General features: G+C 68.3%; 21 protein-coding genes, 2 tRNA genes and 1 pseudogene. 8 read left to right on the top strand and 16 right to left on the bottom strand.

Going from position 1 to position 24,425, the window contains the following annotated elements; all coding sequences use genetic code 11:
• Positions 1–25: 25 nt before the first annotated feature.
• From ACFXN1_RS44990 to ACFXN1_RS45000, 3 genes are all read right to left on the bottom strand, one after another.
• Positions 26–97 (bottom strand) — tRNA-Arg (locus ACFXN1_RS44990).
• Position 98: 1 nt separating this feature from the next.
• Positions 99–173: transfer RNA gene (locus tag ACFXN1_RS44995), tRNA-Lys, on the bottom strand.
• 55 nt (positions 174–228) lie between these two features.
• Positions 229–1,050 carry a class I SAM-dependent methyltransferase gene (locus ACFXN1_RS45000; protein WP_379399840.1) on the bottom strand — a complete coding sequence of 274 codons (822 nt, stop codon included), beginning with the start codon at positions 1,048–1,050 and terminating at the stop codon, positions 229–231.
• Positions 1,051–1,227: 177 nt separating this feature from the next.
• Between ACFXN1_RS45000 and ACFXN1_RS45005 the strand changes: the two genes are divergently transcribed.
• Positions 1,228–2,673 (top strand): metallopeptidase, encoded by a 1,446-nt coding sequence (locus ACFXN1_RS45005; protein WP_379440363.1) that lies wholly within the window; start codon positions 1,228–1,230, stop codon positions 2,671–2,673.
• 60 nt (positions 2,674–2,733) lie between these two features.
• On the opposite strand, the gene ACFXN1_RS45010 is transcribed toward ACFXN1_RS45005, so the two are convergent.
• The 3 genes from ACFXN1_RS45010 to ACFXN1_RS45020 all read right to left on the bottom strand — a co-directional run bounded on the left by ACFXN1_RS45010 (position 2,734) and on the right by ACFXN1_RS45020 (position 6,835).
• Positions 2,734–3,573 carry an alpha/beta hydrolase gene (locus ACFXN1_RS45010; protein WP_379440361.1) on the bottom strand — a complete coding sequence of 280 codons (840 nt, stop codon included), beginning with the start codon at positions 3,571–3,573 and terminating at the stop codon, positions 2,734–2,736.
• 156 nt (positions 3,574–3,729) lie between these two features.
• Complete coding sequence (locus ACFXN1_RS45015) at positions 3,730–5,094, bottom strand: M20/M25/M40 family metallo-hydrolase (protein WP_379440360.1); 1,365 nt, start codon at positions 5,092–5,094, stop codon at positions 3,730–3,732.
• 4 nt (positions 5,095–5,098) lie between these two features.
• Positions 5,099–6,835 (bottom strand): CocE/NonD family hydrolase, encoded by a 1,737-nt coding sequence (locus ACFXN1_RS45020; protein ID WP_379440358.1) that lies wholly within the window; start codon positions 6,833–6,835, stop codon positions 5,099–5,101.
• A 70-nt stretch (positions 6,836–6,905) separates the two neighbouring features.
• Between ACFXN1_RS45020 and ACFXN1_RS45025 the strand changes: the two genes are divergently transcribed.
• Positions 6,906–7,463 carry a GyrI-like domain-containing protein gene (locus tag ACFXN1_RS45025; RefSeq protein ID WP_379440357.1) on the top strand — a complete coding sequence of 186 codons (558 nt, stop codon included), beginning with the start codon at positions 6,906–6,908 and terminating at the stop codon, positions 7,461–7,463.
• 66 nt (positions 7,464–7,529) lie between these two features.
• Here the strand turns inward: ACFXN1_RS45025 and ACFXN1_RS45030 are convergent, their stop codons facing one another.
• Complete coding sequence (locus ACFXN1_RS45030) at positions 7,530–8,441, bottom strand: oxygenase MpaB family protein (protein ID WP_379440355.1); 912 nt, start codon at positions 8,439–8,441, stop codon at positions 7,530–7,532.
• 101 nt (positions 8,442–8,542) lie between these two features.
• Complete coding sequence (locus tag ACFXN1_RS45035) at positions 8,543–8,686, bottom strand: hypothetical protein (protein ID WP_379399833.1); 144 nt, start codon at positions 8,684–8,686, stop codon at positions 8,543–8,545.
• A 567-nt stretch (positions 8,687–9,253) separates the two neighbouring features.
• On the opposite strand from ACFXN1_RS45035, the gene ACFXN1_RS45040 reads away from it, so the two are divergent.
• Positions 9,254–10,561 carry a YhgE/Pip domain-containing protein gene (locus ACFXN1_RS45040; RefSeq protein WP_379399832.1) on the top strand — a complete coding sequence of 436 codons (1,308 nt, stop codon included), beginning with the start codon at positions 9,254–9,256 and terminating at the stop codon, positions 10,559–10,561.
• Positions 10,562–10,570: 9 nt separating this feature from the next.
• Here ACFXN1_RS45040 and ACFXN1_RS45045 read toward each other — a convergent pair.
• Positions 10,571–11,254: pseudogene (locus ACFXN1_RS45045) on the bottom strand (alkaline phosphatase family protein); the annotation flags it as partial.
• Positions 11,255–11,602: 348 nt separating this feature from the next.
• Between ACFXN1_RS45045 and ACFXN1_RS45050 the strand changes: the two are divergent.
• From ACFXN1_RS45050 to ACFXN1_RS45065, 4 genes are all read left to right on the top strand, one after another.
• Positions 11,603–11,902, top strand: coding sequence for a cytochrome P450 (locus ACFXN1_RS45050; RefSeq protein WP_379440353.1), 300 nt, complete (start codon positions 11,603–11,605; stop codon positions 11,900–11,902).
• Between the two features lie 73 nt (positions 11,903–11,975).
• The gene (locus tag ACFXN1_RS45055) at positions 11,976–13,148 is read left to right on the top strand and encodes a TetR/AcrR family transcriptional regulator (protein ID WP_379440352.1); all 1,173 of its coding nucleotides are present in this window, start codon (positions 11,976–11,978) and stop codon (positions 13,146–13,148) included.
• Positions 13,149–13,294: 146 nt separating this feature from the next.
• Entirely contained in the window at positions 13,295–15,127 is a 1,833-nt protein-coding gene (locus ACFXN1_RS45060; RefSeq protein ID WP_379440350.1) for an acyl-CoA dehydrogenase, read from the top strand.
• Between the two features lie 5 nt (positions 15,128–15,132).
• Positions 15,133–15,360, top strand: coding sequence for a hypothetical protein (locus ACFXN1_RS45065; RefSeq protein WP_379440348.1), 228 nt, complete (start codon positions 15,133–15,135; stop codon positions 15,358–15,360).
• Between the two features lie 24 nt (positions 15,361–15,384).
• Here the strand turns inward: ACFXN1_RS45065 and ACFXN1_RS45070 are convergent, their stop codons facing one another.
• The 7 genes from ACFXN1_RS45070 to tsaA all read right to left on the bottom strand — a co-directional run bounded on the left by ACFXN1_RS45070 (position 15,385) and on the right by tsaA (position 23,216).
• Positions 15,385–16,041, bottom strand: coding sequence for a TetR/AcrR family transcriptional regulator (locus ACFXN1_RS45070; protein WP_379440347.1), 657 nt, complete (start codon positions 16,039–16,041; stop codon positions 15,385–15,387).
• A gap of 329 nt (positions 16,042–16,370) precedes the next feature.
• Positions 16,371–17,639 carry a dihydrolipoamide acetyltransferase family protein gene (locus ACFXN1_RS45075; RefSeq protein WP_379440345.1) on the bottom strand — a complete coding sequence of 423 codons (1,269 nt, stop codon included), beginning with the start codon at positions 17,637–17,639 and terminating at the stop codon, positions 16,371–16,373.
• Between the two features lie 15 nt (positions 17,640–17,654).
• Complete coding sequence (locus ACFXN1_RS45080; RefSeq protein ID WP_379378293.1) at positions 17,655–18,638, bottom strand: alpha-ketoacid dehydrogenase subunit beta; 984 nt, start codon at positions 18,636–18,638, stop codon at positions 17,655–17,657.
• 19 nt (positions 18,639–18,657) lie between these two features.
• Entirely contained in the window at positions 18,658–19,782 is a 1,125-nt protein-coding gene (gene pdhA, locus ACFXN1_RS45085) for a pyruvate dehydrogenase (acetyl-transferring) E1 component subunit alpha (RefSeq protein WP_379440344.1), read from the bottom strand.
• Between the two features lie 11 nt (positions 19,783–19,793).
• Complete coding sequence (lpdA, locus tag ACFXN1_RS45090) at positions 19,794–21,251, bottom strand: dihydrolipoyl dehydrogenase (protein WP_379440342.1); 1,458 nt, start codon at positions 21,249–21,251, stop codon at positions 19,794–19,796.
• A 179-nt stretch (positions 21,252–21,430) separates the two neighbouring features.
• Positions 21,431–22,633 (bottom strand): PucR family transcriptional regulator, encoded by a 1,203-nt coding sequence (locus tag ACFXN1_RS45095; RefSeq protein ID WP_379399822.1) that lies wholly within the window; start codon positions 22,631–22,633, stop codon positions 21,431–21,433.
• Positions 22,634–22,682: 49 nt separating this feature from the next.
• Entirely contained in the window at positions 22,683–23,216 is a 534-nt protein-coding gene (gene tsaA, locus ACFXN1_RS45100) for a tRNA (N6-threonylcarbamoyladenosine(37)-N6)-methyltransferase TrmO (RefSeq protein WP_379440341.1), read from the bottom strand.
• 173 nt (positions 23,217–23,389) lie between these two features.
• Here tsaA and ACFXN1_RS45105 point away from each other — a divergent pair, with 173 nt between their 5' ends.
• Entirely contained in the window at positions 23,390–24,256 is an 867-nt protein-coding gene (locus ACFXN1_RS45105; protein WP_379399820.1) for a sigma-70 family RNA polymerase sigma factor, read from the top strand.
• Positions 24,257–24,425: the final 169 nt, after the last annotated feature.

The raw sequence follows: 24,425 nt of genomic DNA on the forward strand, positions 1-24,425 counted from the left end.
GAACTCCTGAATCGGTGACAAGCAGACCTGGCCGCGAGATTCGAACTCGCGCCCTCCCGGTCCGCAGCCGGGTGCTCTGCCGCCGAGCTAGGCCAGGGTGGGCATGGAGGCAGGATTCGAACCTGCGCCCTCCCGGTTAAGAGCCGGGTGATCTACCGCTGATCTACTCCATGTGGCGTCCGGATCGTATCCGGGGCGGAACCGGATGCGCACGAACATTTTTCGATGTCAGAGTTTGCGCGCCTGCAGGGTGAAGCTGAGGGGCAGCCGTTCGGGGTGTTCGGCGAGCCGCCATTCGGAGTCCTCGCCGCACACCATGCGACCGGGCAGCGCCTCCCACGGCACGCTGTGGTGCTCGACGAGCTGGGTGAGGGTCAGGTCGGCCTGCAGGACGGCCTCCACGATCTCGCCGAGGCCGTGATTCCACTCGTGGGTGGTGCTGTGCGCGACCGCCAGATCGGTGTCCACATAGGTGGTTCCGTCGTCGAACACCATCGGCTCCGGTGTCTCGAAGTACGGGTAGCCGAGGGTGAGCGCGTCGGTGCGGGCCTCGTCTACGGCCATCCGGACCGGATGGTCGTCGCGGATGAACAGCCGCCCGCCCGGCCGCAGCAGCCCGGCCACCGTCTCGGCCCACCGGCGGATGTCGGGCAGCCAGCACAGCGCCCCGATGCCGGTGTACACCAGATCGAATCGCGCAGCGCCGAGCACGGTTACGGCGTCGTAGACATCGGCCTCGACGAAATCGATTGGCGTGGAGCTGGCTTCGGCGAGCTTGCGGGCCTCGGCCAGCGAGGCGGGGGAGAAGTCGAGGCCGGTCATGGTGGCGCCCAGCCGGGCGAGGGAGAGCGTGTCGGTGCCGATGTGGCATTGCAGGTGCACCGCGTCCAGACCGCGGATGTCGCCGAGGCGCGGCAGGTCGAAGCGGACCACGTGGCTCAGGAACGACGGATCGGTCCGGAATTTGTCGAGGGCGTACTCGCCGGAACCGGCGTGCAGGGGAGCACGATCGTCCCAGTTGGCCCGGTTCAGGCGGCGGTAGTCGCTCATGATGCTCGACTGTGCCATGGATGCGGCGGCCGTCTCAGCTGATTTTCCGGATGCGTGTCGCGAGCGGCGCGCCGTGACCGGGCCGATGATTCCCACCGGCCGTTGCGAGACCGCGGACTTCGTGCGATAAGTCGGTGGATACTCGGAGCAGGTCCCGAGTGGTAAGCGGGAGGCGAGATGGGGACGTCGCGGGTGCGGCTGGGGCTGGCCGTCGTGCTCTTGGTGGCGGGGGTGGTCCTCACCGGTTGTTCGGCCGTCAAAGGACCAGCCGCACAGAATGTTTCGGCTCCGGCGACGACCAATCCGTGGGAACTGACCGGGCAGACCTCGGCGAGTGGGCCCAGCGGTCCCCGGGCCGGGGTGCCGGACGCGGATCTGCGGGCCGAGAACGGGGACGGCGGAGCCATCGACAAGCTGGCCCTGAACGCCATCTCCGATATCGCCGACTACTGGAAAGGGCAGTATGCCAAGACCTTTCCGGGCACCTTCACACCGGTGACCCGATTCATCTCCTGGGATTCCACCGCCCCCCGTGCCCGGGCCGTCGATTTCTGCCGCAGCAGCACCTATCAGGAGGTCAATGCCGCCTACTGCAGCGTCGACCAGACCATCGGCTGGGACCGCGGCACCCTGCTGCCCGAACTCGTGAAGAAGTTCGGGCAGCTGGCGGTGGTCATGGTGCTGGCCCACGAATACGGGCACTCCGTCCAGGCGCAGGCCAAACTGAACGGCCTCTTCACCTCGAGCGTGGTGCGCGAACAGCAGGCCGACTGCTTCGCCGGGGTGTTCCTGCGCTCGGTGGCGGAGGGGAATTCGCGGCACTTCACCCTCAACACCACCGACGGGCTGAACGGCGTGCTGGCCGCGGTCATCTCCTTCCGGGACCGGGAACCCGGCGCGTCGCAGGACGAGCACGGGACCGCGTTCGAACGGGTCACCGCCGTGCAGATGGGCTACACCGACGGCGCGACCGCGTGTAAGGGCATCACCCGCAGCGAGCTTCAGAAACGGCGCGGCACCCTGCCCACCAGTTTCCAGCCGGGGGACAAGGCCGAGCAGCTGCCGGTGGACCAGCCCGACCTGACGCTGGTGGCGCAGTCGCTGGCCCGCACCTACCCGATCCAGCCGGAACCCGCCTACGACTACACGGGTGCCACCCGCACCTGCCCGAACGTGACCGCGACCCAACCGGTTTCGTACTGCCCGAGCACCAATGTCATCGGCACCGACGTGCCTGCCCTGGCGAAACGGGCGGTCGCCGGTGACAACGGTGATCTGTTCTCGGCCATGGTGGGCGGCGACTACAACGCCTTCGTCGTCTTCGTCTCCCGCTACATGCTCGCCGTGCAGCAGGCCCGGAAGCTGAGCATCACCGGGGCCGGCACCGCGGGCCTGCGCGCCGCCTGCTTCTCGGGCGTGTACAGCACCCAGCTCAGCCGGCCCGGCAGCGACTTGCAGCTCTCCGCAACCGATCTCGACGCGGCGATCTCCGGACTACTGCTCGACGGACTGGCCGCCGCCGACGTCAACGGCGCTGTGGTCCCCAGCGGCTTCGTGCGGCTCGAGGCCTTCCGGACCGGGGTGCTGGACGGCGAGGACGCCTGCCTGAACGCTTACCGGTAGCGGACCAACGGCCGGAATCCGGAGTGGCGCAGTGGATTCCGGCCGATCACGGCCGCCGGCTCAGTTCTGCGGCAGGTGCGCTTCGAGCCAGTTCACCAGGTCGGTGAGCACCTTGTCCTGTTCGGGCTCGTTGTAGATCTCGTGGTAGAGCCCGTCGTAGCGGATGACCGTCTTGTCCTTCGACGCCGCGCTCCGCTCCAGCAGGTCGCTGCCGGTGGGCGAGGCGAGGCCGTCGGAGGTGCCGTGCTGGACCAGCAGCGGGGCGGTCAGGCGGTCCAGGTGGGACTTGACGTACTCGCCCGCGCGCAGCATCTCACCGGCGGTGCGGGCCGGGACGCCGCCGTGGTGCACCAGCGGATCCTCGTCGTAGGCGCGCACCACCTCGGGGTCGCGGCTCACCAGCTTCGAATCCAGCTTCACCACCGGCAGATTCGGCAGGTACTTCGACACCAGCGGCGCGGCCAGGCGCTGCACCGCATTGCCCGCCTCGATATCGATGGCCGGGGCCGACAGCACGACGCCGGTCACCTCCGGCTGGTCGCGGGTGGCCAGGTAGGCGGTGGTGAGGCCGCCCATGCTGTGGCCGATGAGGAAGCTCGGCAGTCCGGGATGGCGTCCGGTGGCGGTGGTGAGCATGGTGCGCACATTGTCGGCCGCGGTATCCAGCGAGACGACATTCGCCCGCGGGCCCTCCGATTTGCCGTGCCCGGTGTGGTCGAGCGCGTAGACCGCGAACCCGGACTCGGTGAGCCGCTGCGCGACATGCGCGTACCGGCCGGAGTGCTCGGCGTACCCGTGCACGATCTCGGCGACGGCGCGGGGTTCGCCGTCGGGCAGCCACGCCTGCCAGAACACGCGGCCCTCCGCTCCTTGGAATTCACCGGTTTCCGTGCGGGTCATTCGCCGCTCCCTTCAGGTCGTCACGCTGCCGGAGGGTGCGCCCGCCCAACACGGTGCGCCCGAAATGTCGAGTACCGGCGGAGTCATTCTCGCGCATCCGGCGCGTCGTGGGGCCGGACGGGCGAATCCGCGCGGTGGGAGCGGCGGTTGCCGAGGTCAGCCGACGAGGCGGTCGAGAAGAAGCCGGTTGAATCGGATCAATCGGGCGTAATCGGCGCGGGAGATGCGTTCGTCCGTGCCGTGGATACGCTCCAGATCGGTGGCGGTCAGGATGATCGGCGCGAAATTACAGCGGGTGGCCGCGAGATCGTCGTAGTAGCGGGAATCGGTGGCGCCCGGTACGACACCGACCGTGACGGCGATGCCCGGCGCCACCTCGCGCGCGACGGCGGCGACGAGATCGAAGTCCGGGCCCGCCGACGGGTCGACCGAGGGCTCGGAGGTGGTGCCGTCGAGTTCGATGGATACGCCCTTGTCCCGCACCACCTTCCGGCAGTGGGCCAGCACATCGGCCACCGAATCGCCCGGCAGGATACGGAAGTTCACGAACGCCTCGGCCCGCTGCGGCAGCACATTGGGCTTGACCCCGCCGCTGATCATGGTCGGCGCGGTGGTGGTCCGCACCAGCGCCTCGGTCTGCGGCCGGGCCGCCAGCACCCGCGCCGCGATGGCCCCGGCCACGTGCACCAGCCCGAGCAGTGTCCGGCGCGGTTCGGACATGAATTCCCGTACCCGCGTGAGCATGTCGACCGCGACCGGCGTCAACCGCAGGGGGAACGGATGATCCTGAATCCGCGCCACCGCCCGCGCCAGCCGCCCCACCGCGGTCTGCCGTCCCGGCATGGACGAATGCCCGCCCACATCGGTCACCGACAGTCGCACCGTCGCGAACCCCTTCTCGCCCACCATGATCGTGGCCACCGGCACGTCGATCCCGTCGGCCACGCCCGTGGTGATCACGCCGCCTTCGTCGACCAGCAACCGGGCCCGGACACCGGCGTCACGCAACCGCTGCGCCATCCGTCCCGCGCCCTCGGCGCCGAAGATCTCCTCGTCGTGCCCGAACGCGAGATACACGGTCTCCCTGGGCCGGACACCCGCACCCAGCGCCCGCTCGACCGCCTCCAGAATCGCCAGCACCCGGCTCTTGTCATCGATAGCCCCACGGCCCCAGATGAATTCGTCATCCACCACCCCGTCGAAGGGCGGATGTGTCCACGCCTCCAGATCGTCCACCGGCACGACATCCATATGCGCCAGCAGAATCGCCGCCACAGCCTCATCCGGCCCGTCGGCGGCCGCCCAGCGGTACAGGCGGCTGTGGCCGAAGGTTTCCCAGGTGAGGTGGCTGTGGACCAGTGGGAAGGACTGTTCGAGGTGAGCGATGAGGCGGTCGAACTCGGCGGGGTCGATGCGGTCACGGTTCTCGTATGAGACGGTTCGGCACCGTAGCGCCGCGGCCAGCCGCTCGGCGGTGGCATCGTCGACGGTGTGGGCGTCGGTCGGCGCGGTGCTGGTCATCGGCCTATCCGCCGGCCCTGGGCGGGAAGTTCACGGTCACACTGGCATTGTTCACCACATCAGGGGCCAGCGAGACCGACTTCTCGTTCCGCCACTTCGGAATGGCCTCGCTCGTGTCGCCGGGCAGGTCGGGGGTGCGGATCGCGGCGAGCAGCGGCAGGTGGATCTGGGCTGCGGTGACGGTGACCGGTGCGAAGGCCGGCGGGTGCGCCCACACGTCGTCGACCACATCGGTGATGCGTATGCCGATCCGGTGGCCGGCGGCGATGGGCCAGTCCTGGGCGAGCAGCCGGACCTGGGCGGTCGGGGTGACCGGGGCGATGCCGCGGGTGATGACGGTCGCCCGGTTGTTCGGGTCGATGTCGTAGACCTCGACCGTCACGGCCGCCGCGGCGGGCCCGTCCAGGCCGAGGGTGGCCGTCGCCTGCCCGGACAGGTGCTGGTCCTGGTCCAGCGGCTGGGTCACGGTCCAGATCTCACGGTCCGCGCCCGGGAGCAGGCCGCGGTCGTTGTAGCGTCCGGTGCGTAGATCGATGTCGACGGCGTGGCTGTCGGCGGGCGGCCACGCGGTCTCCGATCGCCACCGGCCGTCGAACTGGCCGACGGTGATCCGAGGCCCGGGCACCGTCACGTCCTTGCCCGCCACGTGCCGGTCGAAGAATGCCAGCAGCTCGGTGGCGAAGTCGGATGAACCGCATTTCTCGGTGCAGTCGCGGTGACCCCACTGCCCGAACCAGGCCCTGTGCTCGCCCGGGCCGAGCGCGTTCCACAGCGGGAAGACCCGGTCGGGGCGGGTGTTGTAGTCGACGAAGCCCTGGCTGAGGAACAGCGGAATGGTGTTGCCCCGCACCTTCTCCACCAGATTCCGGTCCCGCCAGAATGCGGAATTCGCGTCGTGGTTGGTGGTTTCGGCGAGGTAGTGCTGATAGCAGGCCGGATCGATGCTCGAAGCATTCGCTTTGTACTCGGCCGAATCGGTCGGATACGCGGGCGTGGAGGCGATCATCAGATGCTCGAAGCCCGCGAGATCGCCGGGCCGGAAACCATTCTCACTGATCGGCTTGAGCGAGAACTTCCAGGCGATGCCCTGCATGTAGAGGTAGGTGTTGGGATCCACGACCGGTTCGAAGGAGGCCACCGCCGCCAGGCCCGCGGGCTGCTCGGCCAGTCCCATGAGCCCGGTCCAGCCTTCGTAGGAGGTGCCGGCCAGCCCGATCCGGCCGGTCGACCACGGTTGTCCCGCAGCCCATTCCACCGCGGTCTTCACATCCGACCGCTCGCCCGGCCCGCCGAAGTCGGGACAGCCGTTGGAGCCGCCGAACCCGCGCAGATCCACGATCACGTAGGTGTATCCGGCCTGCAGGAACATCGACGCCGGCAGATCGTCGGTGGACGGCCCGCCCTTGATCCGCGGTTCGCTCAACCGCATGAGGTGCGCCCGGTACGGGCTGACGGTCATGATCACCGGTGTGCGCACATCGTCGGCGATTCCGACGGGTCGCAGCACGTCCGCGTGCAATCGCGTCCCGTCCGGTGCGGTGATGAACTCCTCGTGCCATTGATACTGCGCCTCGGCCCCCGCCCGCCCCGGCACCGCCACAACCCCCACCACCCGTAGCAGCACGCCGATCAACGCGCGCCACAACACCATCCGCATGCTCACCATAGTGACCTTGGTGCTTGCGGTGGCCGCGATCCAGCCCCAGGAACCGGGGTGCGCGGTCCGGTTCCCGGTCGCCACGCCGCGCCTGGTTTGACCCTCCCGTCACGGGAGACCGCATTCTCGAATCGACCCCGAGGGAGGAGCACCCATGAAACTGGACCTGGCCAAGACCGACAGGCACTACTACGACGCCCCCACCGATCCCGTCCTGCGCACCTTCCGGACCTGCAACTACGCCACGGTCAGTGGTGTCGGCGCACCTCTCGGCGACGCCTACACCGAAGCCGTCTCGACCCTGTACCGAGCCGCCTACGGCGCCAAGAAGATCGCCAAGGCCGAGGGCAACGACTTCGTGGTCCCCAAGCTGGAGGGCCTGTGGTGGGTCGAGTCGGACCGCCCTGCCCTGGAGGTGCCGCGTGACGAATGGCACTGGACCATGATGATCCGCATGCCCGACCCGGTGACCCCGGACATGGTCTCCGGAGCCACTTTCGAACAGCTCACCGAGGGCGACGCCATCCAGGTCATGCATCGCGGCCCGTACGCCACCGAACCCGAGACCCTCGCCCGCATGGAAGCCTTCATGGCCGAACACCACCTGACCATGAACGGCCGCCACCACGAGATCTACCTCTCGGACCCGCGCCGGACCCAGGACGCCGCCATGCGCACCCTGCTCCGCCATCCGGTTCGGCCGCTGTCCTGACGAGGGAGCTCTCACCGCGGCATTTTCGCCCGATTCCCCACGCTGAGAGCTCCCCGATCCCGGTGATTACACGGGACGCAGGCTGATCATCTTGCGGAGGCGGGCGCGGTCGCGTTCGAGGCGGCGGGCCTCGTAGGCGATGGGGAAGTAGCGGACGCGCTCGGGGAGCAGGGGGACGGTGCGGCCGATGGTCCAGCCCAGGATGCGCAGCGCACGTTCGTCTTTCGCGGTCCATTCCAGTCCGAGCTTGTCGCGGATGGCGTCGGGGGTGGTGCCTACGGTGAAGAAGTACTGGAGGCGGCCGACGGGTTTGGTCGCGACGCGCCACACCGGGTGCAGTGGCGCGGGAATCTGCGTGGGCGGGGCGATGTTCCGGATGACCTTCAGGTAGTCGTAGGCCACGTTCGTGGGCATCAGGTGGTTTTCGATCTGGTCCTCGAACCAGGGCAACCAGTCGGCGTAAGTGGGCGGAATCTCCTTGGGGGCCACCGAGAAGTTGCGCATGAGCTGCACGACCTCCTGGTAGTAGGACTCCTTCTGCGCCTCGGTCAACTGATCGCTGGAGAAGTATTTGTTGCCCTCGGTGAAGGCGAAGATGGCGGTGTGGAGCACCCAGGCCCAGGGGCCGGAGGACAGGGCGCGGTGTTTGACGCCCTGTGCGTCCGTGGAGTTCAAGGTGGCGTGCATCTTTCGCAGCCGGTCGGCTTCCGCGAGCCCCTCTTCGCCGCCGTAGATCCACATCATCACCGAGGCGATGCTGCGGGCCGCGCGGCCGAGTGCGTCGGTGCGGAACGTCGAGTGCTCGTCCACCACCGCGGCGATCGAGGGTTCCATGGTCTGCAGCAGGAATGCCGAGCCGGCCGTGAGCGAGAAGGTGACGAGTCCGGTGTCCTCCCACATCCGGCTGCCGGGTCCGAACGGGCGGCGTTCGGGGCGTGCACCTCGGGACTCGTGGTCGAGCGCGACGGCGGCGGTCATGGTGGATCTCCTTTGATCAACCGATCCTGTCGACTGCACAGGGCGACAGGATGAGAGAGTTACTAACAAATCTTCTCATCATGTCGCGAGCGTGGCAACCGTCACTCGAGGGTCGGCTGGACCGGCGTGAGGTCGTCCAGGTCACATCCGACCGCACCTACGCCCTGGCGTGCGCTGGTGCCGGGCCGGTCCAGGCGTGTTCGCATGGGCAGGTATTCGCCACTGCGCTCGCGATCGGTGAACACCTCGTACACCAGCGGGAGCGGCGCCTGGATGACGCTGGGCGGGAGCTGGGTATGCGGGGATGTCCTGTGCTGCCATAGCCATGTTTCCGGCCGGAGATCATCGAAAGGCGTGGATCGAGATTCGGAGCGAGATCGCGTTGTTGACGGGCCTTCGCTTTCTGACCACGATGTAAGTCGTGGCGAACGGCGGGCAAACTGTTGTTCGAGCATCCGGCCATGTATCACCAACCCACCCCGTTCGGAGGGGTAGCCGTCGTAACTGCTTGACCCGGAGGAGTTTTCGATGAAGCGTGAATCCGAATCCGCCACCCTCCACCGCGATCAAACCGCGTGGCGGGAACTCCAGGCGTTTCTGCCGCCCCGGTTGCGGATCACGGCCGAAGACGACCTGCCGGCCGAGGAGTTCTGGGAGTGGAAGGGCAACAACATCCACCTCGATCAGTACCTGAACCCGCGCGCCCCGGCCGCTCGAGGAACCCGGCCACACCCAGATGCAGGAGTCCATCGACGCATTCGTCCGAGAGGTCACCGGGACCAACCCCTGAACCGAAAGAGCTGGGTGTGCACATGGCGAACGTAGAGGAGACGGTTCCGGCGAGCGTCCCGCGCAAGAGCGTGCGGGTGTGGCTGGCCCCGGCCGTGGTGGTGTCGCTGCTGATGGCGCTGCTGGCCACCATGTATCTGGCGTATGTGGTGGATCCGGCGAAGCATCTGCACGGATTTCCGATCGCGCTGGTCGATCAGGACTCCGGTGATGTGATCGGCGGACAGCCCACCAATGTCGGCAAGCAGATCAGTGATGCTCTCGTGCAGCAGATTCCGGGCGACAAGGTCGATCTGCGGGTGCTCGGCATCAACGAGGCAGAGCACCAACTGGGCTCGGGGAAGGTGTACGGGGCGATCGTCATCCCGAGTGACTTCACCAAGCGGCTCGGCATTTTCGCCTCCGCGAGCGTGGTGTCCGGGGACGTGACGCAACCGCAGATCACGGTGTACACCAATCCGCGCGCTGGCACCTTCAGCGCCCAGGTGGTGCAGAATATCGCCGGCACGGCGTTGAAACAGGCCAACGACACTGTCGGCCAACGTCTCACCGCAACGGTGAACACCCAGCTGCAGGCGCCCGCCGGCGCTCCCGCGCCGCAGCTGCCGGGGCTCAGCAAGCTCATGCTGGCCGCGCCGATCGACGTGACCGTCACACCGTTTCATCCGCTGCCCAGCGGCACGGGTAATGGCCTCACCGCCTTCTTCTACACGGTGATGGTCCTGCTGGCCGGGTTCACCGGCGCGATGGTGATCAATGGAATGGTCGATTCCGCACTGGGTTTCGCGCCCACCGAATTCGGTCCCTGGTACGTCCACTATCCGCCGGTGCCGATCTCCCGGCTGCGGACGCTGTTCCTCAAATGGGGCATCATCACCGGTGTCGCACCCGTGGTGGCGGCGATCTTCATGGGGATCGGGCACTGGCTGGGCATGCCGATCGACCGCCCGCCACTGCTGTTCCTCTACAGCACGTTCGGCATCATCGCGGTCGGAGTCACCGCACTGTCGATCGTGTCCGCGCTCGGGACCCTGGGCATGCTGGTGAACCTGGTGCTGTTCATCGTGCTGGGCCTGCCGTCGTCCGGCGGTACCGTCCCGGTCGAGGCGATCCCGAAACCCGTTGCGTGGCTGTCCGATTTCGAGCCGATGCATCAGGTGTATCTCGGGGTGCGCGCCATCCTCTATTTCAACGGCGACGGCTCGGCGGGGCTGAGTCACGCGTTCTGGATGACCCTGCTGGGTTTGCTGATCGGTCTGCTGGTGGGCCTGGTGGTGACGGGCTACTACGACCGCAAGGAACTGCATCGCGCTCCCGCCACCACCCGATAGCGGCGCGGATCAGGCGGTGCCGCTGGGGCGGCGGCGGGTGCCGGGTAGCTGCACGGGCATCGAGTTCGGCGGGACCGGGTAGGGGACGCCGACCGTGGCCGTGCCGCGGGCGAGGTTCGGCCCGCACTGGGCTACCGCGGCGTCGGTGCGGGTGCGCGGGTCGGTGATGGCCGGTTGCGTGCTGTCCGGCAAGGACGCGAAGTCGAATGCCGAGGTCATATCGCCGGTGACGGAGCGCCGCCAGGAGGTCAGGTTCGGTACGTCGACGCCGAATCGCGTTTCCAGCAAACGCAACTGGGAGGTGTGGTCGAAGGTTTGGGAGGCGACCAGCCCGCCGCGGGAGTAGGGCGAGATGACCAGGCAGGGCACCCGGTAGCCGAGGCCGATGGGCCCGGCGATGCCCTTCGCGTCCCAGACCCGGTTCAAGTCCACGGTGAGGTATTCCCCGGGGGTGCCCGGCGGCGGGGTCGGCGGCGTGACGTGGTCGAAGAAGCCGCCGTTCTCGTCATAGGACACGATGAGCGCGGTCTTCTCCCACACGGCCGGGTTGGAGGTCAGGATGTCGAGCACCTGCATGATGCCGACCGCACCGAAAGCCGGTGGCAGTGCGGGATGTTCGCAGTTGAACAGCGGCGGGATCACCCAGGAGACCGACGGCAGCGTGCCGGCGGCGACGTCGGCGGCGAAGTCGTTTTACCGAGAGTTCCGGCGCAGCAGCAGGTTGCCGCGCCGTGGTCGCCCAGCAGAGGGCGATCGCTCAATCGTTGTAGTTGCTCCACCCGGAAGGTGTGACCGAGCGGGGAGGTTTTCGGTGAACAACGATTGAACACCTGCACAATGAGGCATTGGGGCGAATTATGTTGCTGCACAACAAAATAAAGGCAGGGTCACTCGGTGGCCGGCGATGTGATGCGGGTCGCTCCGGAGTGAGGTGCCTTCCCTGTCTGGGACGCACTGTTGACGAACGCCGCCTGGCGAGACACACTGGGGTACCGTCGGTATCGGTACCGACGGTACCAAGAGGGAGTCTTCCCATCATGAATGTCACTCCCTCGCTATGGTGGCGGCAAGCCCGACTTCACCTCCCGGCTGCCCTACGGCGGTGGTTACCGGCGGTGCATCGGGGCGGAGTTCGCGAACATGGAGGTAAAGGTCGTCCTGAGGTGCCTGCTACGCGATTTCGAACTGGTGCCCACCACCGAACTGGACGAGAAATGGCACGACCGCGGAGTGGCGTTGGCACCGGCCAAGGGCCGTCGGGTGGTGCTGCGGCGACGCACGCCGACCCGATCGGATCGGTCGGCGGCGGCATCGGCTGCCGTCGGTGAGCCAGCGAGCTGAGCGGATGTCGGCACCGGCGCCCCGGCGGACGAGAACCGCTGCGACCAGGAAACGACCCTCGACCCGGCGTTCCATGATCTTGAATGCCGCACTGGACGCCTTCGCACACGATGGCTATCACGGCACCTCCATGTCCGATATCGCGGCGGCCGTGGGCATTTCGGCCCCGGCGCTGTATCGGCACTTCCGCGGTAAGCAGGAACTGCTGGGGCAGTGCCTTCTGGTCGGCCTCGACGAGACCCTGGCGCGCGTCGACGCCGCCCACCGGGCCGACCCGTCAGGGGCGGCGACACCGGCCGCCCTGGTCCGCGTCGCTCTCGAACTGCGTGAGCTGCCCAGGTTGTGGCAGTTGGAATTCCGCAATCTCGCGCCCGGTGACCGAGCGGCCGTGCTTCTGCGCGCCGCCCGACTCACCGGATATCTCAGACACTGGATTCGCAGCTGCCGTCCCGAACTGAACGTCGCCGACGTCGAGTTGCTGAGCTGGTGCGTGCTGTCGGTCGCGGTCAGCCCGTCCTACCACCGGACCGAGCTGCCACTGCCGATCGCGGCTCAGGTGCTCGATTCCGTTGTCGCCGAGGTGATCCGGACGGAACTACCGGACCGTCCGGTGGGACGTTCGCCGGCGCGATCGGCGCGGCTCGACGGTGCGAATGCGGCACTGGATCGAGCGCTCCGGTCCGAGCGGATACTCGCCGAGGCGGCCAAATTGTTCAGCAGCCGCGGTTTCGCTGCCGTCGGCATCGAGGATATCGGCGCGGCGGTGGGGGTCTCGGGGCCCGCGCTGTACTACCACTTCTCGAACAAGGCCGAGCTGCTCGATCGGATCGTGCGACGTCAGGACGAGTGGCTGCAGTTGACGCTGGTACGGGCGGTTGCGGGGACCCGCAGCGTCGAGGCGTCGATGCGCTCGCTGATGCGCAGCTTCGCACGATTCGGCGTCGACGAACCGGACCTGCTGGCCATTACGGTCAGCGAGACCCGCCACCTGCCCACCGACGCGGTGCAGCGCTACCGGCGCGTCCGCCTGGACGGCATTGCCCAGTGGGGGCGCATGTTGGAAGCCGTCCGGCCCGAGATCCCGGCGGCGGTGGCGCGGTTGCTGATCCGCGCGTCCACCACGGTCGTCATCGAGGCCGTCCGCAATCCGCGGTTGCGGTGGCGTGACGATCTCGTCGACGTCCTGGTGGCGGTCGACGAGCGGATCGCGGCGGCCCCGGTCGGCGTCCGTGCGACGGCCCGGTGAATTACACCACTTAGCGGCCATTCACTTATTCGATTCGAGTTGCCTGCTACCAGTGCATGAATGGCGGGAATTGATGGCTGTTCCTTACTTATCGGTCATTAACAAGCCATTGTCAGCCTGTGCCTTTTCTCGAAAAGTGGTGACTCGTGAGCCATTACAAGAGCAACGTCCGCGACCTCGAATTCAACCTGTTCGAGGTGTTCGGGCTCGGGACCGTCCTGGACGCGGGCGCCTTCGGTGACCTCGACGCCGACACCGTGCGCACCATGCTGGCCGAAGCGGCCCGCCTCGCCGAGGGACCCGTGGCGGCGCCCTACGCCGAAACCGATCGCACGCCACCGGTTTTCGACGCGGCGGCACACGCGGTGCGGCTGCCGGAAGACTTCAAGCAGGCCGTCCGGGCCTGGTACGACGCGGACTGGTGGCGGGTGGGCAAGGCCGAGGAGATCGGTGGGATGCCGGCGCCCGCGATGGTGTCCTGGGCCATCTCGGAATTCGTGCTCGGTGCGCAACCGGCCGCCTACATGTACCTGATCGGCCCGATGATGGCCAATGTCCTGCACGGCGTCGGCACCGAGCAGCAGCGCCACTGGGCGAAGTTGATGACGGAGCGGAACTGGGGCGGCACCATGGTGCTCACCGAGCCCGACGCCGGCTCCGACGTCGGTGCGGGCCGGACGAAAGCCGTTCGGCAGGAGGACGGTTCCTGGCGGCTCGAGGGCGTCAAACGCTTCATCACCGGCGCGGATTCGGACGATCTGTTCGAGAACATCGCGCACCTGGTGCTGGCGCGGCCGGAGGGCGCCGGTCCGGGCACCAAGGGCCTGTCCCTGTTCTTCGTGCCGAAGTTCCACTTCGATCCGGAGACCGGTGAGCTCGGTGAGCGCAACGGCGTGTTCGTCACCAATGTCGAGCACAAGATGGGTCTCAAGGCCTCGGCCACCTGTGAGCTGACCCTCGGCGGGCACGGCGTTCCCGCGGTCGGCTGGCTCGTGGGCGAGGTGCACGACGGTATCGCGCAGATGTTCAAGGTGATCGAGGAAGCCCGGATGATGGTGGGCACCAAGGCGATCTCGACGCTGTCCACCGGCTACCTGAACGCGCTGGACTACGCGAAGCAGCGTGTGCAGGGTGCGGATCTGACCCGGCAGGCCGACAAGACGGCCCCGAAGGTGACGATCATCAGCCACCCTGACGTGCGCCGATCCCTGCTGCTGCAGAAGGCCTACGCCGAAGGGCTGCGATCGATCTACCTCTACACGGCCGGGCATCAGAATGCTGTGGTGGCGCAGCACATTTCGGGCGCGGACCCGGAGCTGGCCGCAGCCGTCAACGACCTGCTGCTGCCGATCGTGAAGGGGGTGGGCTCCGAACGCGCCTACCAGTATCTGGCGGAATCGCTGCAGACCCTGGGCGGCTCGGGCTTCCTGCAGGACTATCCGATCGAACAGTACATTCGCGACGCGAAGATCGACTCGCTGTACGAGGGCACCACGGCGATCCAGGCGCAGGACTTCTTCTTCCGCAAGATCGCTCGCAATCACGGCGTCGCCCTGGGGCACGTGCTCACCCAGGTGCGCCGGACCGCGGAAGCCGACGGTCCGGAGCAGCTGAAGCTCGCCAAGGATCAGCTGTCGGTCGCGCTGGAAAGGGTCCAGGGTATGGCGGGGATCCTGACCGGCTATCTGCTGGCCGCCGGCGAACAGCCCGACGAGCTGTACAAGGTGGGCCTCGGCTCGGTCCGCTTCCTGCTCGCCGTCGGCGACCTCCTCATCGGGTGGCGCCTGCTCGCCGGCGCCGAAACCGCCCTCACCGCACTCGATTCGGACCCGGCCGAGACCGATCGCCGCTACTACGAGGGCAAGGCCGCCACCGCGACATTCTTCGCCCAGCAGGTGCTGCCCGGACTGGACGCCGACCTCGAGGTCCTCGCCGCGCTCGACAGCGAGATCATGACCCTCGAAGAATCGGCTTTCTGACGCCGGTGCGGAGTCACGAGTGGGCCATCGTCGAGTTCGCCCTGATCTGGCAGCCGTACGGTGGCCCCACCCCCGGGGACATCCTGGTCGAGTTCGGCATGACCGAACCCGTCTTCCGCGCGAGGATCCGTGCCGTCCTCTCGACTCGAGGAACGACGGCCGAGGAACCATTCCTCCGGCATGCGCGGTCGGCACTCTGGCCGTATCTGCGGGCGACAGGTGTCGCACGCTAGGCGGGGTGCAGCCGCCGGAGCAGGTCAGGAGGCGGCGGTGAGCGGCCTGTCGAAATCGATCGTCACGCCGGCGGCGGTCGCGGCCCGCTCGATGATCGCCCGCACCACGGGTTCCGCCACCGCCACGAATTCCTCGGCCGAGCCGGGCATTTCGGCAGGCGCGGACCACCAGTTCGCCGCGCCCTCCACCGCCCCGACGATCATCGAGGCGTAGAGGGATGCGTCGACCGTCGTTGTGGCGCCGGATGATTCGATGATCAGGATGACCAGATCGGCGACCTCGGAGCGGATCGCCTGCCAATTCTCGAGCGACTTGGCCCCCGGGCTCTCCGCGTCGAGGAACAGGAACCGCGCGATCTGCGGATGGTCCACGATCAGCGCGGCGTATCCGGCGAGCGCGGCGTGCAACATCGCCCCGGCGCTGCCCGCCGGCTGCCGGCGGACCTCGGCCAGGCCGCGCACGATGTCCTGCTTGGCCTGATCCGCGATGGCGAGCGCCAGATCCGCCTTGTCGGCGAAGAACCGGTAGAGGGTGGGCTTGGAGACCTTCGCCTCGGCGGCAATGGCGCGCATGCTGGCCTGCGGACCCTCGGTCTCGATCACGCGGATGGCCGCGTCGATCAGAGTGCGCCGCATCTCGACCCGATGTTCGGCCCATCGTTCGGTCCGGGCGTCGCCCACAATCCACCTCTCCGACCGTCTGGGATGCACCATGTTCAGCGCGAATTCACGTCTCGACCAGCGATGTTAGCAGGGCTCGAACGTCCGCCCGCGGCTCAGCATGCCCGGCTACAGCCCACTTCTCCATCCAACGCGGGCGTTAGAACGCGAAAAGCCGGATGGCGGGGACCGGCCGGGTAAACCCGGTCCACGCCATCCGGCGTTCACTACCCGCCGCCGCGTGAGTACGGCTGCCGGTCGCGCGGCGTGGCATGGGTAACCGCGCGCGCCGGGTGGCGGGCGACGTCGTCCGATCCTGGATCGAAAACCGGACGGCGATCGGGGCGTGACTAGGTCACGATGCGCAGCGGATGCTCGATGAGCTCCTTCAACTGCTGCAGGAAGCGGGCCGCGACGGCGCCGTCGATGGAACGGTGATCGGCCGACAGCGTGACGCGAAGGATCTTGCGCGCCACCACCTTCTCGCCGTCCAGCTTCAGCTCGTCCTGGGCCGCGCCGACCGCGAGGATCGCGGACTCCGGCGGGTTGATGACGGCCGTGAACTGCTCGATGCCGAACATGCCCAGGTTGGAGATGGTGAAGGTGCCACCGGACATGTCTTCGCCGCGCAGCTTGCGGTCGCGCGCCCGGGCGGCCTTGTCGCGGCCCTCGGCGGCGATGGCGGACACGCTCTTGCGGTCGGCGTCGTGGATGACCGGGACCAGCAGGCCCGCCTCGGTGGCGACCGCGATACCGATATTGATCGCGTTGTGCCGCAACAGCTTGTCGCCCGCGAAGGAGACGTTCACCGCCGGATCCAGGCGCAGCGCGGTGGCGACCGCCTTCACCAGCAGGTCGTTCACGCTGACCTTGCCGGAGCCGGTCTCCTCCAGGGTCTTGTTGATCTGCGCGCGGAACGCGAGCAGCTCGGTCACATCGATCGCACTGGTCAGATAGATGTGCGGGGCCTGCTGCTTGGACTCGGTGAGGCGCTGGGCCGAGACGCGCTGGATGGTGGTCAGCGGGATCTCTTCGTAGTCGCCGGTGGCCGGAGCGATCGCGGGAGCCGGGGCGACAGGGGCCGGGGCGGCAGCGGCGGGCGCGGCCGGAGCGGCTGCGCTGCCCGCGTTTTCGACATCCTGCCTGGTGACGCGGCCGCCGGGGCCGGTGCCGGTCACGGCGGCGATGTCGACGCCGAGTTCCTTGGCGACCTTGCGGGCCAGCGGCGACGACTTCTTGCGCTCACCGGACTCGGCCGGAACCGCAGGGACACTGCCGTTTCCGGCGGCCGGAGCCGAATTCGCCTGCGCGCTATCGGTCGTGGCGGCGGGGGCCGGAGCCGCAGGGGCGGGAGCCGCGGCGGGAGCCGGAGCGGACGCCCCGCTGCCGTCACCGAGAATCGCGATCGGCTCGCCGATAGCGACAGTGGTGCCGGGCTCGGCGATGATCTGCTCGAGCACGCCGTCCTCGTAGGCCTCGAGCTCCATCAGCGCCTTGTCGGTCTCGATCTCGGCGAGGATCTCGCCGGCCTTGACCTGGTCGCCGACCTGCTTGAGCCAGGCCGAGACGATGCCCTCCTCCATGGTGTCGGAGAGCCGGGGCATGGTTACTTCAGGCATGATTCCTTCCGGTTCTCAGCGTCGCTTGCCCACGGCGGCAAGGGTTTCGAGGGCGGCCCGGTAGAGGGAGTCCGGCGACGGGAGCGCCAGCTTCTCCAGGGGCTTGGCGTAGGGCAGCGGCACCTCGGCCATGGCCACCCGGCGCACCGGGGCGTCGAGGTAGTCGAACGCGCCGTCGGAGATGGAGGCCGCGACCTCCGCACCGATGCCGTAGGTCAGCCAGTCGTCCTCACCGATGACGGCGCAACCGGTCTTCTTGACTGAGGCGACAATGGTGTCGCGGTCCAGCGGCCGCAGGCTGCGCAGGTCGACGACCTCCGCCGAGATGCCCTCCGCGGCAAGCTTTTCCGCGACCTGGGTGCACACGGTGGCCATGCGCGAGTAGCCGATGAGCGTGATGTCGGTGCCCTCGCGGGTGACCGCGGCCTTGCCGATCTCGGCGGGCGGCAGGTCGTCCGGCACCTCGCCCTTGGTGTTGTAGAGCGAGAGGTTCTCCAGGAACAGCACCGGATCGTCGTCGTCGATGGCGGCCTTGAGCAGCGCCTTCGCATCGGCGGGCGTGCTCGGCGCGACCACCTTCAGGCCCGGCACGAACGCGTAGTACAGCTCGATGTTCTGCGAGTGCGTCGCGCCGAGCTGCTGGCCGCCGCCACCGGGGGTGCGGATGACCATCGGCACCGACGTCTGCCCGCCGAACATGCCGTAGATCTTGGCGGCGTGATTGACGATCTGGTCCAGCGCCAGCAGCGAGAAGTTGATCGTCATGATCTCGACGACCGGGCGCAGGCCCAGCATGGCGGCGCCGATGGCCGCGCCGACGAAACCCTCTTCGGCGATCGGGGTGTCGCGCACCCGCTTCTCGCCGAACTCGGCCAGCAGGCCGGCGGTGATCTTGTAGGAGCCCTCGAAGACGCCGATCTCCTCCCCGATGAGGAGGACGTCGTCGTCGCGCCGCATCTCCTCGCGGAGGGTCTCGCGCAGCGCTTCACGGTAGGTCATGACAGCCACGGTGATGTCCTTAGGCGGTGAAGAGCGGATCGCCGGGCAGGCGACGGGAATCGCCCGCGACCGGGGTCGCGTAGTTGTAATCGAACAGGGTGGCCGGGTCCGGGTGCGGGGACTGATCGGCGAAATCGACCGCGGCGCGGACGCGTTCCTTGACGTCGGCCTCGATGGCGGCGGCGGAGTCCTCGCTCAGCACGCCCGCTTCGAGAAGACGGTTGTGCCACAGCACGATCGGGTCGTGCTCGACGGCGGTGGAGGCGGCGTCCTCGGTGCGGTACTTGGCCGGGTCGACGACCGAGTGGCCCTTGAGGCGGTAGGAGACGGCCTCGAGCAGCGCGGGCTTGCCCTCGCGACGCGCGGCCTCGATGAGATCGCTCGCGACCTCGCGCACGGCCAGCACATCGGTGCCGTCCACACGCTCACCACGCATGCGGTAGGACGACGCCCGCTTCCACAGATCCGGTTCGGCGGAGGACTTCTCGACGGTGGTGCCCATGCCGGTCTGGTTGTTGATGACCAGGAACACGACGGGCAGGTTCCACAGCGCCGCGATGTTCAGCGACTCGTGGAAGGCGCCGATATTGGTGGTGCCCTCACCCATCTGGCACACCACGACGTCGTCGCCGCCGCGGTAGTCGATGGCCAGCGCCGCGCCGATGGCGAGCGGAACCTGGCCGCCGACAATGGCGTAGCCGCCGAGCAGGCGGGTCTCGGTGTCGTACATGTGCATCGACCCGCCCCAGCCCTTGGAGGTGCCGGTGGAGCGGCCGTACAGCTCGGCCATGACGCGGCCGGGCTCGATGCCCTTGGCCAGCGCGTAGCCGTGCTCGCGGTAGTTGGTGAACAGATAGTCGGTGGGGCGCATGGCCTTTCCGACGCCGACGACGGTGGCTTCCTCACCCAGGTTGAGGTGGCAGTAGCCGCCGATCTTGGCCTGCTGGTACGCCTGCGCGGTGCGCTCCTCGAAGCGGCGGATGAACAGCATGTCGGTGTACAGCTCGCGCAGCGTGTCCGCATCCGCGCCGCCGAAATCGGCTCCGCCGAGGAGGTTTTCCGATACGGCTCCGTCGGCGGCCTTATCGGCCGGGCGGGTCGCCTTGCGCGCCGTCTTGCGCGGCGCGGCGGTGGTCGTGGTCATGACGGAACTCCTCAACGCTTCCGGGGCGGCGCGACGTGAACCGGCAGGCCCAGCCCGACCAGGGCGGCCTCCATGCCGATCTCGCCGAGGGTGGGATGGGCGTGAATGGTGTCGGCGAGCTCGTCGAGGGTCGCCTCCAGCGAGATCGCCAGGGCCCCTTCGGTAATGAGATCGCTGGCCGACGGGCCGATGATGTGCACGCCCAGCACCTCCTGGTGCTGCCGGCCCGCGACGATCTTCATGAAGCCTTCTTGATCGCCGAAGGACTTGGCCCGGCCCAGCGCCGCGAACGGGAACTTGGCGGTGATGACGTCGTGGCCCGCGGCCTTCGCGGCGTCCTCGGTGAGGCCGACGCTGGCGATCTCCGGGTGGGTGAAGGTCGCGGCGGGGATGACGTTGTAGTCGATGTGGGCGGCGTGGCCGGCGATGGTGTCGGACGCGACCAGACCCTGATGCGAGGCGACGTGCGCGAGCAGTGCCTTACCGGTGACATCGCCGATGGCGTACACATGCTCGACAGCGGTGCGCAGCTGCGCGTCGACGGGGATGAAACCCCGTGCGTCGGTGTCGATTCCGGCGATGTCCAGGCCCAGCCCGGCGGTATTGGGGCGGCGGCCGACGCCGACCAGCACCACGTCCGCGGCGAGCTCCTGCGCCTGCGGGCCGCCGACGGTGACGGTCAGGCCATTGCTGCCCTGGGCGATGGCGGTGACCGTCGCACCGGTCAGCACCTTGATGCCGCGCTTGGTGAACGAGCGCACCAGGGCGGTGCCGATCTCCTTGTCCTCCAACGGAACCAGGCGATCCTGCATCTCGACCACGGTGACATCGCTGCCGAACTCGTGGAACAGGTTGGCCCACTCCGCGCCCACCGCGCTGCCGCCGATGACGACCAGGCGCTTCGGCACCTCGGTGAGGCCGAACGCGCCGTCGGAGGTGATCACGCCCGGCAGATCCGCGCCCGGGATCGGGAGCACGGCCGGGATCGAACCGGTGGCGACGATGACATCCTTCGCGCTCACGGTCCGGACGGCGTTCGCGGTCGGGGCGGCGGCGTAGCGCGGGCCGCCCTCGAAGATCGGCGACGGCCCGGCCTCGACGACCTCGACCGTGGTAGGCGACGTGAAGCGGGCATGGCCCTCGATGACGGTCACGCCATTGGCCTTCAGCAGACCCGCGACACCGTCGGTCAGCTCCTTGACGATGCCGTCCTTGCGCTGCCGCACCGCGGCGTAGTCGAAGCGCAGGTTATCGGCGTAGATGCCGAAATCGGCGGCGTGCGCGATGGTGTGGAAGACCTCGGCGGAGCGCAGCATGGCCTTGGTCGGGATGCAGCCCCAGTTCAGGCAGACGCCGCCCGGGCGTTCCTTCTCGGCCAGGGCCACTTTCAGGCCCCGCTGGGCGGCGCGGATGGCGGCGACGTAACCGCCCGGACCGCCGCCGATCACCAGAAGATCGAATTCCGGCACTCGTGGTGCTCCTCGTTCTCGATTGCTCTCGTAACCCGCCATCGGTTGTGATGCGGGTTATTCCGATCGAGTCTGTCGGTCACCAAATGCACAATCAATGCACTGGAAGCCCATATATGACAGGGCGAGGCTGGGCGCAGAGCACAATTCGTACCCGTGAGTAGCGGGTTTTCGGCGGCTCAGTCGCGGTCGGCGCCGGCCAGTCCCAGGGCGGCCAGGGCGAGGGAAAGCTCCAGGTAGGCCCGCTGCCCCTCGAGCGGGCGGCCGAGCAGCAGGGTGATGCGCTGCAGCCGGTTGATGACCGTGTTGCGATGGCAGTGCAACTTCGGCGCGGCATTGGCCGCCGAGCAATTCTCGGCCAGCCAGACGGTCAGTGTGCGCAGCAGAATGTCGCGCTCCTTGGGCGGCAGTTCCAGCACCGGGCCGAGGGTGCGCGCGACGAGCAGATCGGTGAGATCGGGGGAGCGCAGCAGCAGCGCCTCCGGGTAGCGCTCGTCCAGCGAAACCAGCAGCCCCTGCTCATCGCCGGGCACGGTGTCCAGCGCGAGCACCGCCAGCCCGTGCGCGGTATCGATGCCCGCCAGGCCCGGCACCGCCGGCGAGACCCCCGCCCGTCCCCGGATCAGCGGGCGAAGCTGGTGCAGCACAGCCGAACTCCCGCGATGCTCGAGCGACACCAGCCCCACCGTGGAATCCACCCGCTCGTGCCACACCGACCTGATCCCCGACACTCCCAGCGCCGCCTCCGCCCCCATGTGCAGCCGCGGCCCGCCCTCGCCGCGCGCCACCACCACCAGATACGCCCCGTTCGCGGGCAGATTCAGCTCGCGTCCAGCCCGCGCTGCGAAGGTGGCGTCGTGCGCCCGCCCCGCCAGCAGATCCTCGATCAGCGAATGCCTGCGCCGCTCATCGCTGCGCACCCGGTCGAGTTCGGTGTTCCGGTACGAGGTGACCAGCGCCGACGACATGCCGTCGACCACCGCCCACATCGCCGAACCGACCTGCCGAGTCTCGGCCGAGCCGATGTCATCGGCCTTGTCCAGCAACGCTTCCCAGACGATCTGGCCGCCCAGCCGGAAGGTCCGCAGCATGGCCTCCAGTGGCACGCCCTGCTCGGCCCGCCGCCGCCCGATGGCCGCGGCCACATCGTCCCCGTCCGGATCCGGCGGCTGCCCGCCCAGCAGATCCAGGATCCGCGTCAGATACCGCCGGCACCCGTCCCGCAGGTCCGCCCGCGGCACCGCCGTGTAGTCCGTCCACCCCGGATTGTCGGTGAAGATGGCCGCGATCAGCTGCTTGGTCAATGCGGGCACCTCGGCCTGACACGCCGCGGCCAGCCGCTGCGTGCCGACCGCCGGGATCGGATGCCTGGGTGCCGCCATGATCCTCAACCTACGCCGGGCCCGCGGCCGCCCGCCCGAGCCGGGCCGGTCAGCGGGTTTCGACGCCGCCCAGGACCGGCTTGATGTCGAGGACCGGGGTGCCGTCGATGGCTTCCAGGCCGGCTACACCGAGGACCTCGGGGGACACAGTGGTGATGGTGACCTCGTGCAGGCCGATCGGGTTGGGGCGGTCGGGGGAGCGGGTGGCGAAGACGCCGGTGGGCGGCCGGGTGCGGTCGCCGCGGGGATGGACCGCGAGGACATCGCGGCTCCCGGCGTGCAGCCAGGTGAGCAGGACGACGCGCATACCCGGGCTCAGATCGGCTGCGGCCGCGGCGAATTCGGGCGCGAGAACGATATCGGCGGGTGGGGCGTCCTCGTCGGCCTGGCGCGGTGCGCCGGTGCGGTCGGTGAGCGGGGAGCGGACCCGGCCCACCGGTCGCACCTCGAAATGATCGGGGCTGTCGGAGAGTTCCGAGGACAAGATCGTCTGCTCCTTCCACCGTGGCGATGCTGCGGCCATGCCGTCGAGACCGACGTTCTGGCCATTGCCGTTATAGCCGACGTGGTGGACGGCGTCCATGATCGGATCTTCGCCGCGGGCGATGATGCACCGGAGACCCCTCTGAGCTGGTGTTTCATCGACGCTGTCACATTCGGCCGGGTTGCTCGGTCGTGGAGGTGTGGGCCCCGATTCCCGGACACGCCCGCACGGTTCGGATGGACCGACCGGTCGTGATCGAGGAGACTTCGGCAATGGGCAACGAGCGTGACGAACTGGACCTGGTGGCACGGGAATTCGAGCTGCAGCGCGGCCGGCTGCAAGCGCTGGCACAGCGCATGCTCGGCTCCTCCGCCGAAGCCGAGGATGCCGTCCAGGAAGCCTGGCTGCGGCTGAGCCGCTCCGAGACCGACGGGATCGACAATCTGGCCGGCTGGCTCACCACCGTCGTCTCCCGCGTCTGCCTGAACATGCTCCAGTCGCGCGGCACCCGGCGCGAGGACGCGCTCGAGGACTACGACGCGCCGGAAGCCACCTTCGGCCCGGAACAGGAAGCGCTGCTGGGCGATTCGATCGGCGCCGCCCTGCTGGTGGTGCTCGACACCCTGACCCCCACCGAGCGGCTGGCCTTCGTCCTGCACGACATGTTCGCCGTCCCGTTCGAGGAAATCGCCCCCATTCTCGGCAAAACCCCCGCCGCCGCCCGGCAACTCGCCAGCCGCGGCCGGCGCCGCGTGCGCGGCGTCGACGAGATCGCCGTCGACCGCGAACGCCAGCAGGAAGTGGTCAATGCCTTCCTGACCGCCTCCCGCGGCGGCGACTTCGCGGCCCTGCTGGAACTGCTCGACCCCGACGTGGTGGTGCGCGCCGACGCCATCGGCGTCACCATGGGCGCGGACCCCGAAGTCCGTGGCGCACAGGCGGTCGCGACCACCTTCGCGGGCCGCGCCAAGGCCGCCCGCCCGGCCCTCATCGACGGCCTCGCCGGCCTGGTGTGGTCGACTGGCGGCACCCCGCGCGTCGTCTTCGATTTCACCGTCGTCGACGGCCGCATCACCGCCATCGAAATGCTGGCCGACCCCGATCTGCTGGGCGACCTGAATCTCGAAATGCTCGGCTGAGAGCGGCCGTCGAGCAATCGTAAATCCGCGCACCGGCAAGCAAATCTTCACGAGAGATTAACGGCCACACCGATGTTCGATGGGCAGAATGAATTGTCGAACATCCTGACCGGTCCCGCCCCGATGCCCCAACGGCGGTAAACTGATCACCCGGAAACCGCGACGGTCC

The organism is Nocardia sp. NPDC059154 (assembly GCF_042755705.1).
Classification (GTDB): Bacteria; Actinomycetota; Actinomycetes; order Mycobacteriales; family Mycobacteriaceae; genus Nocardia.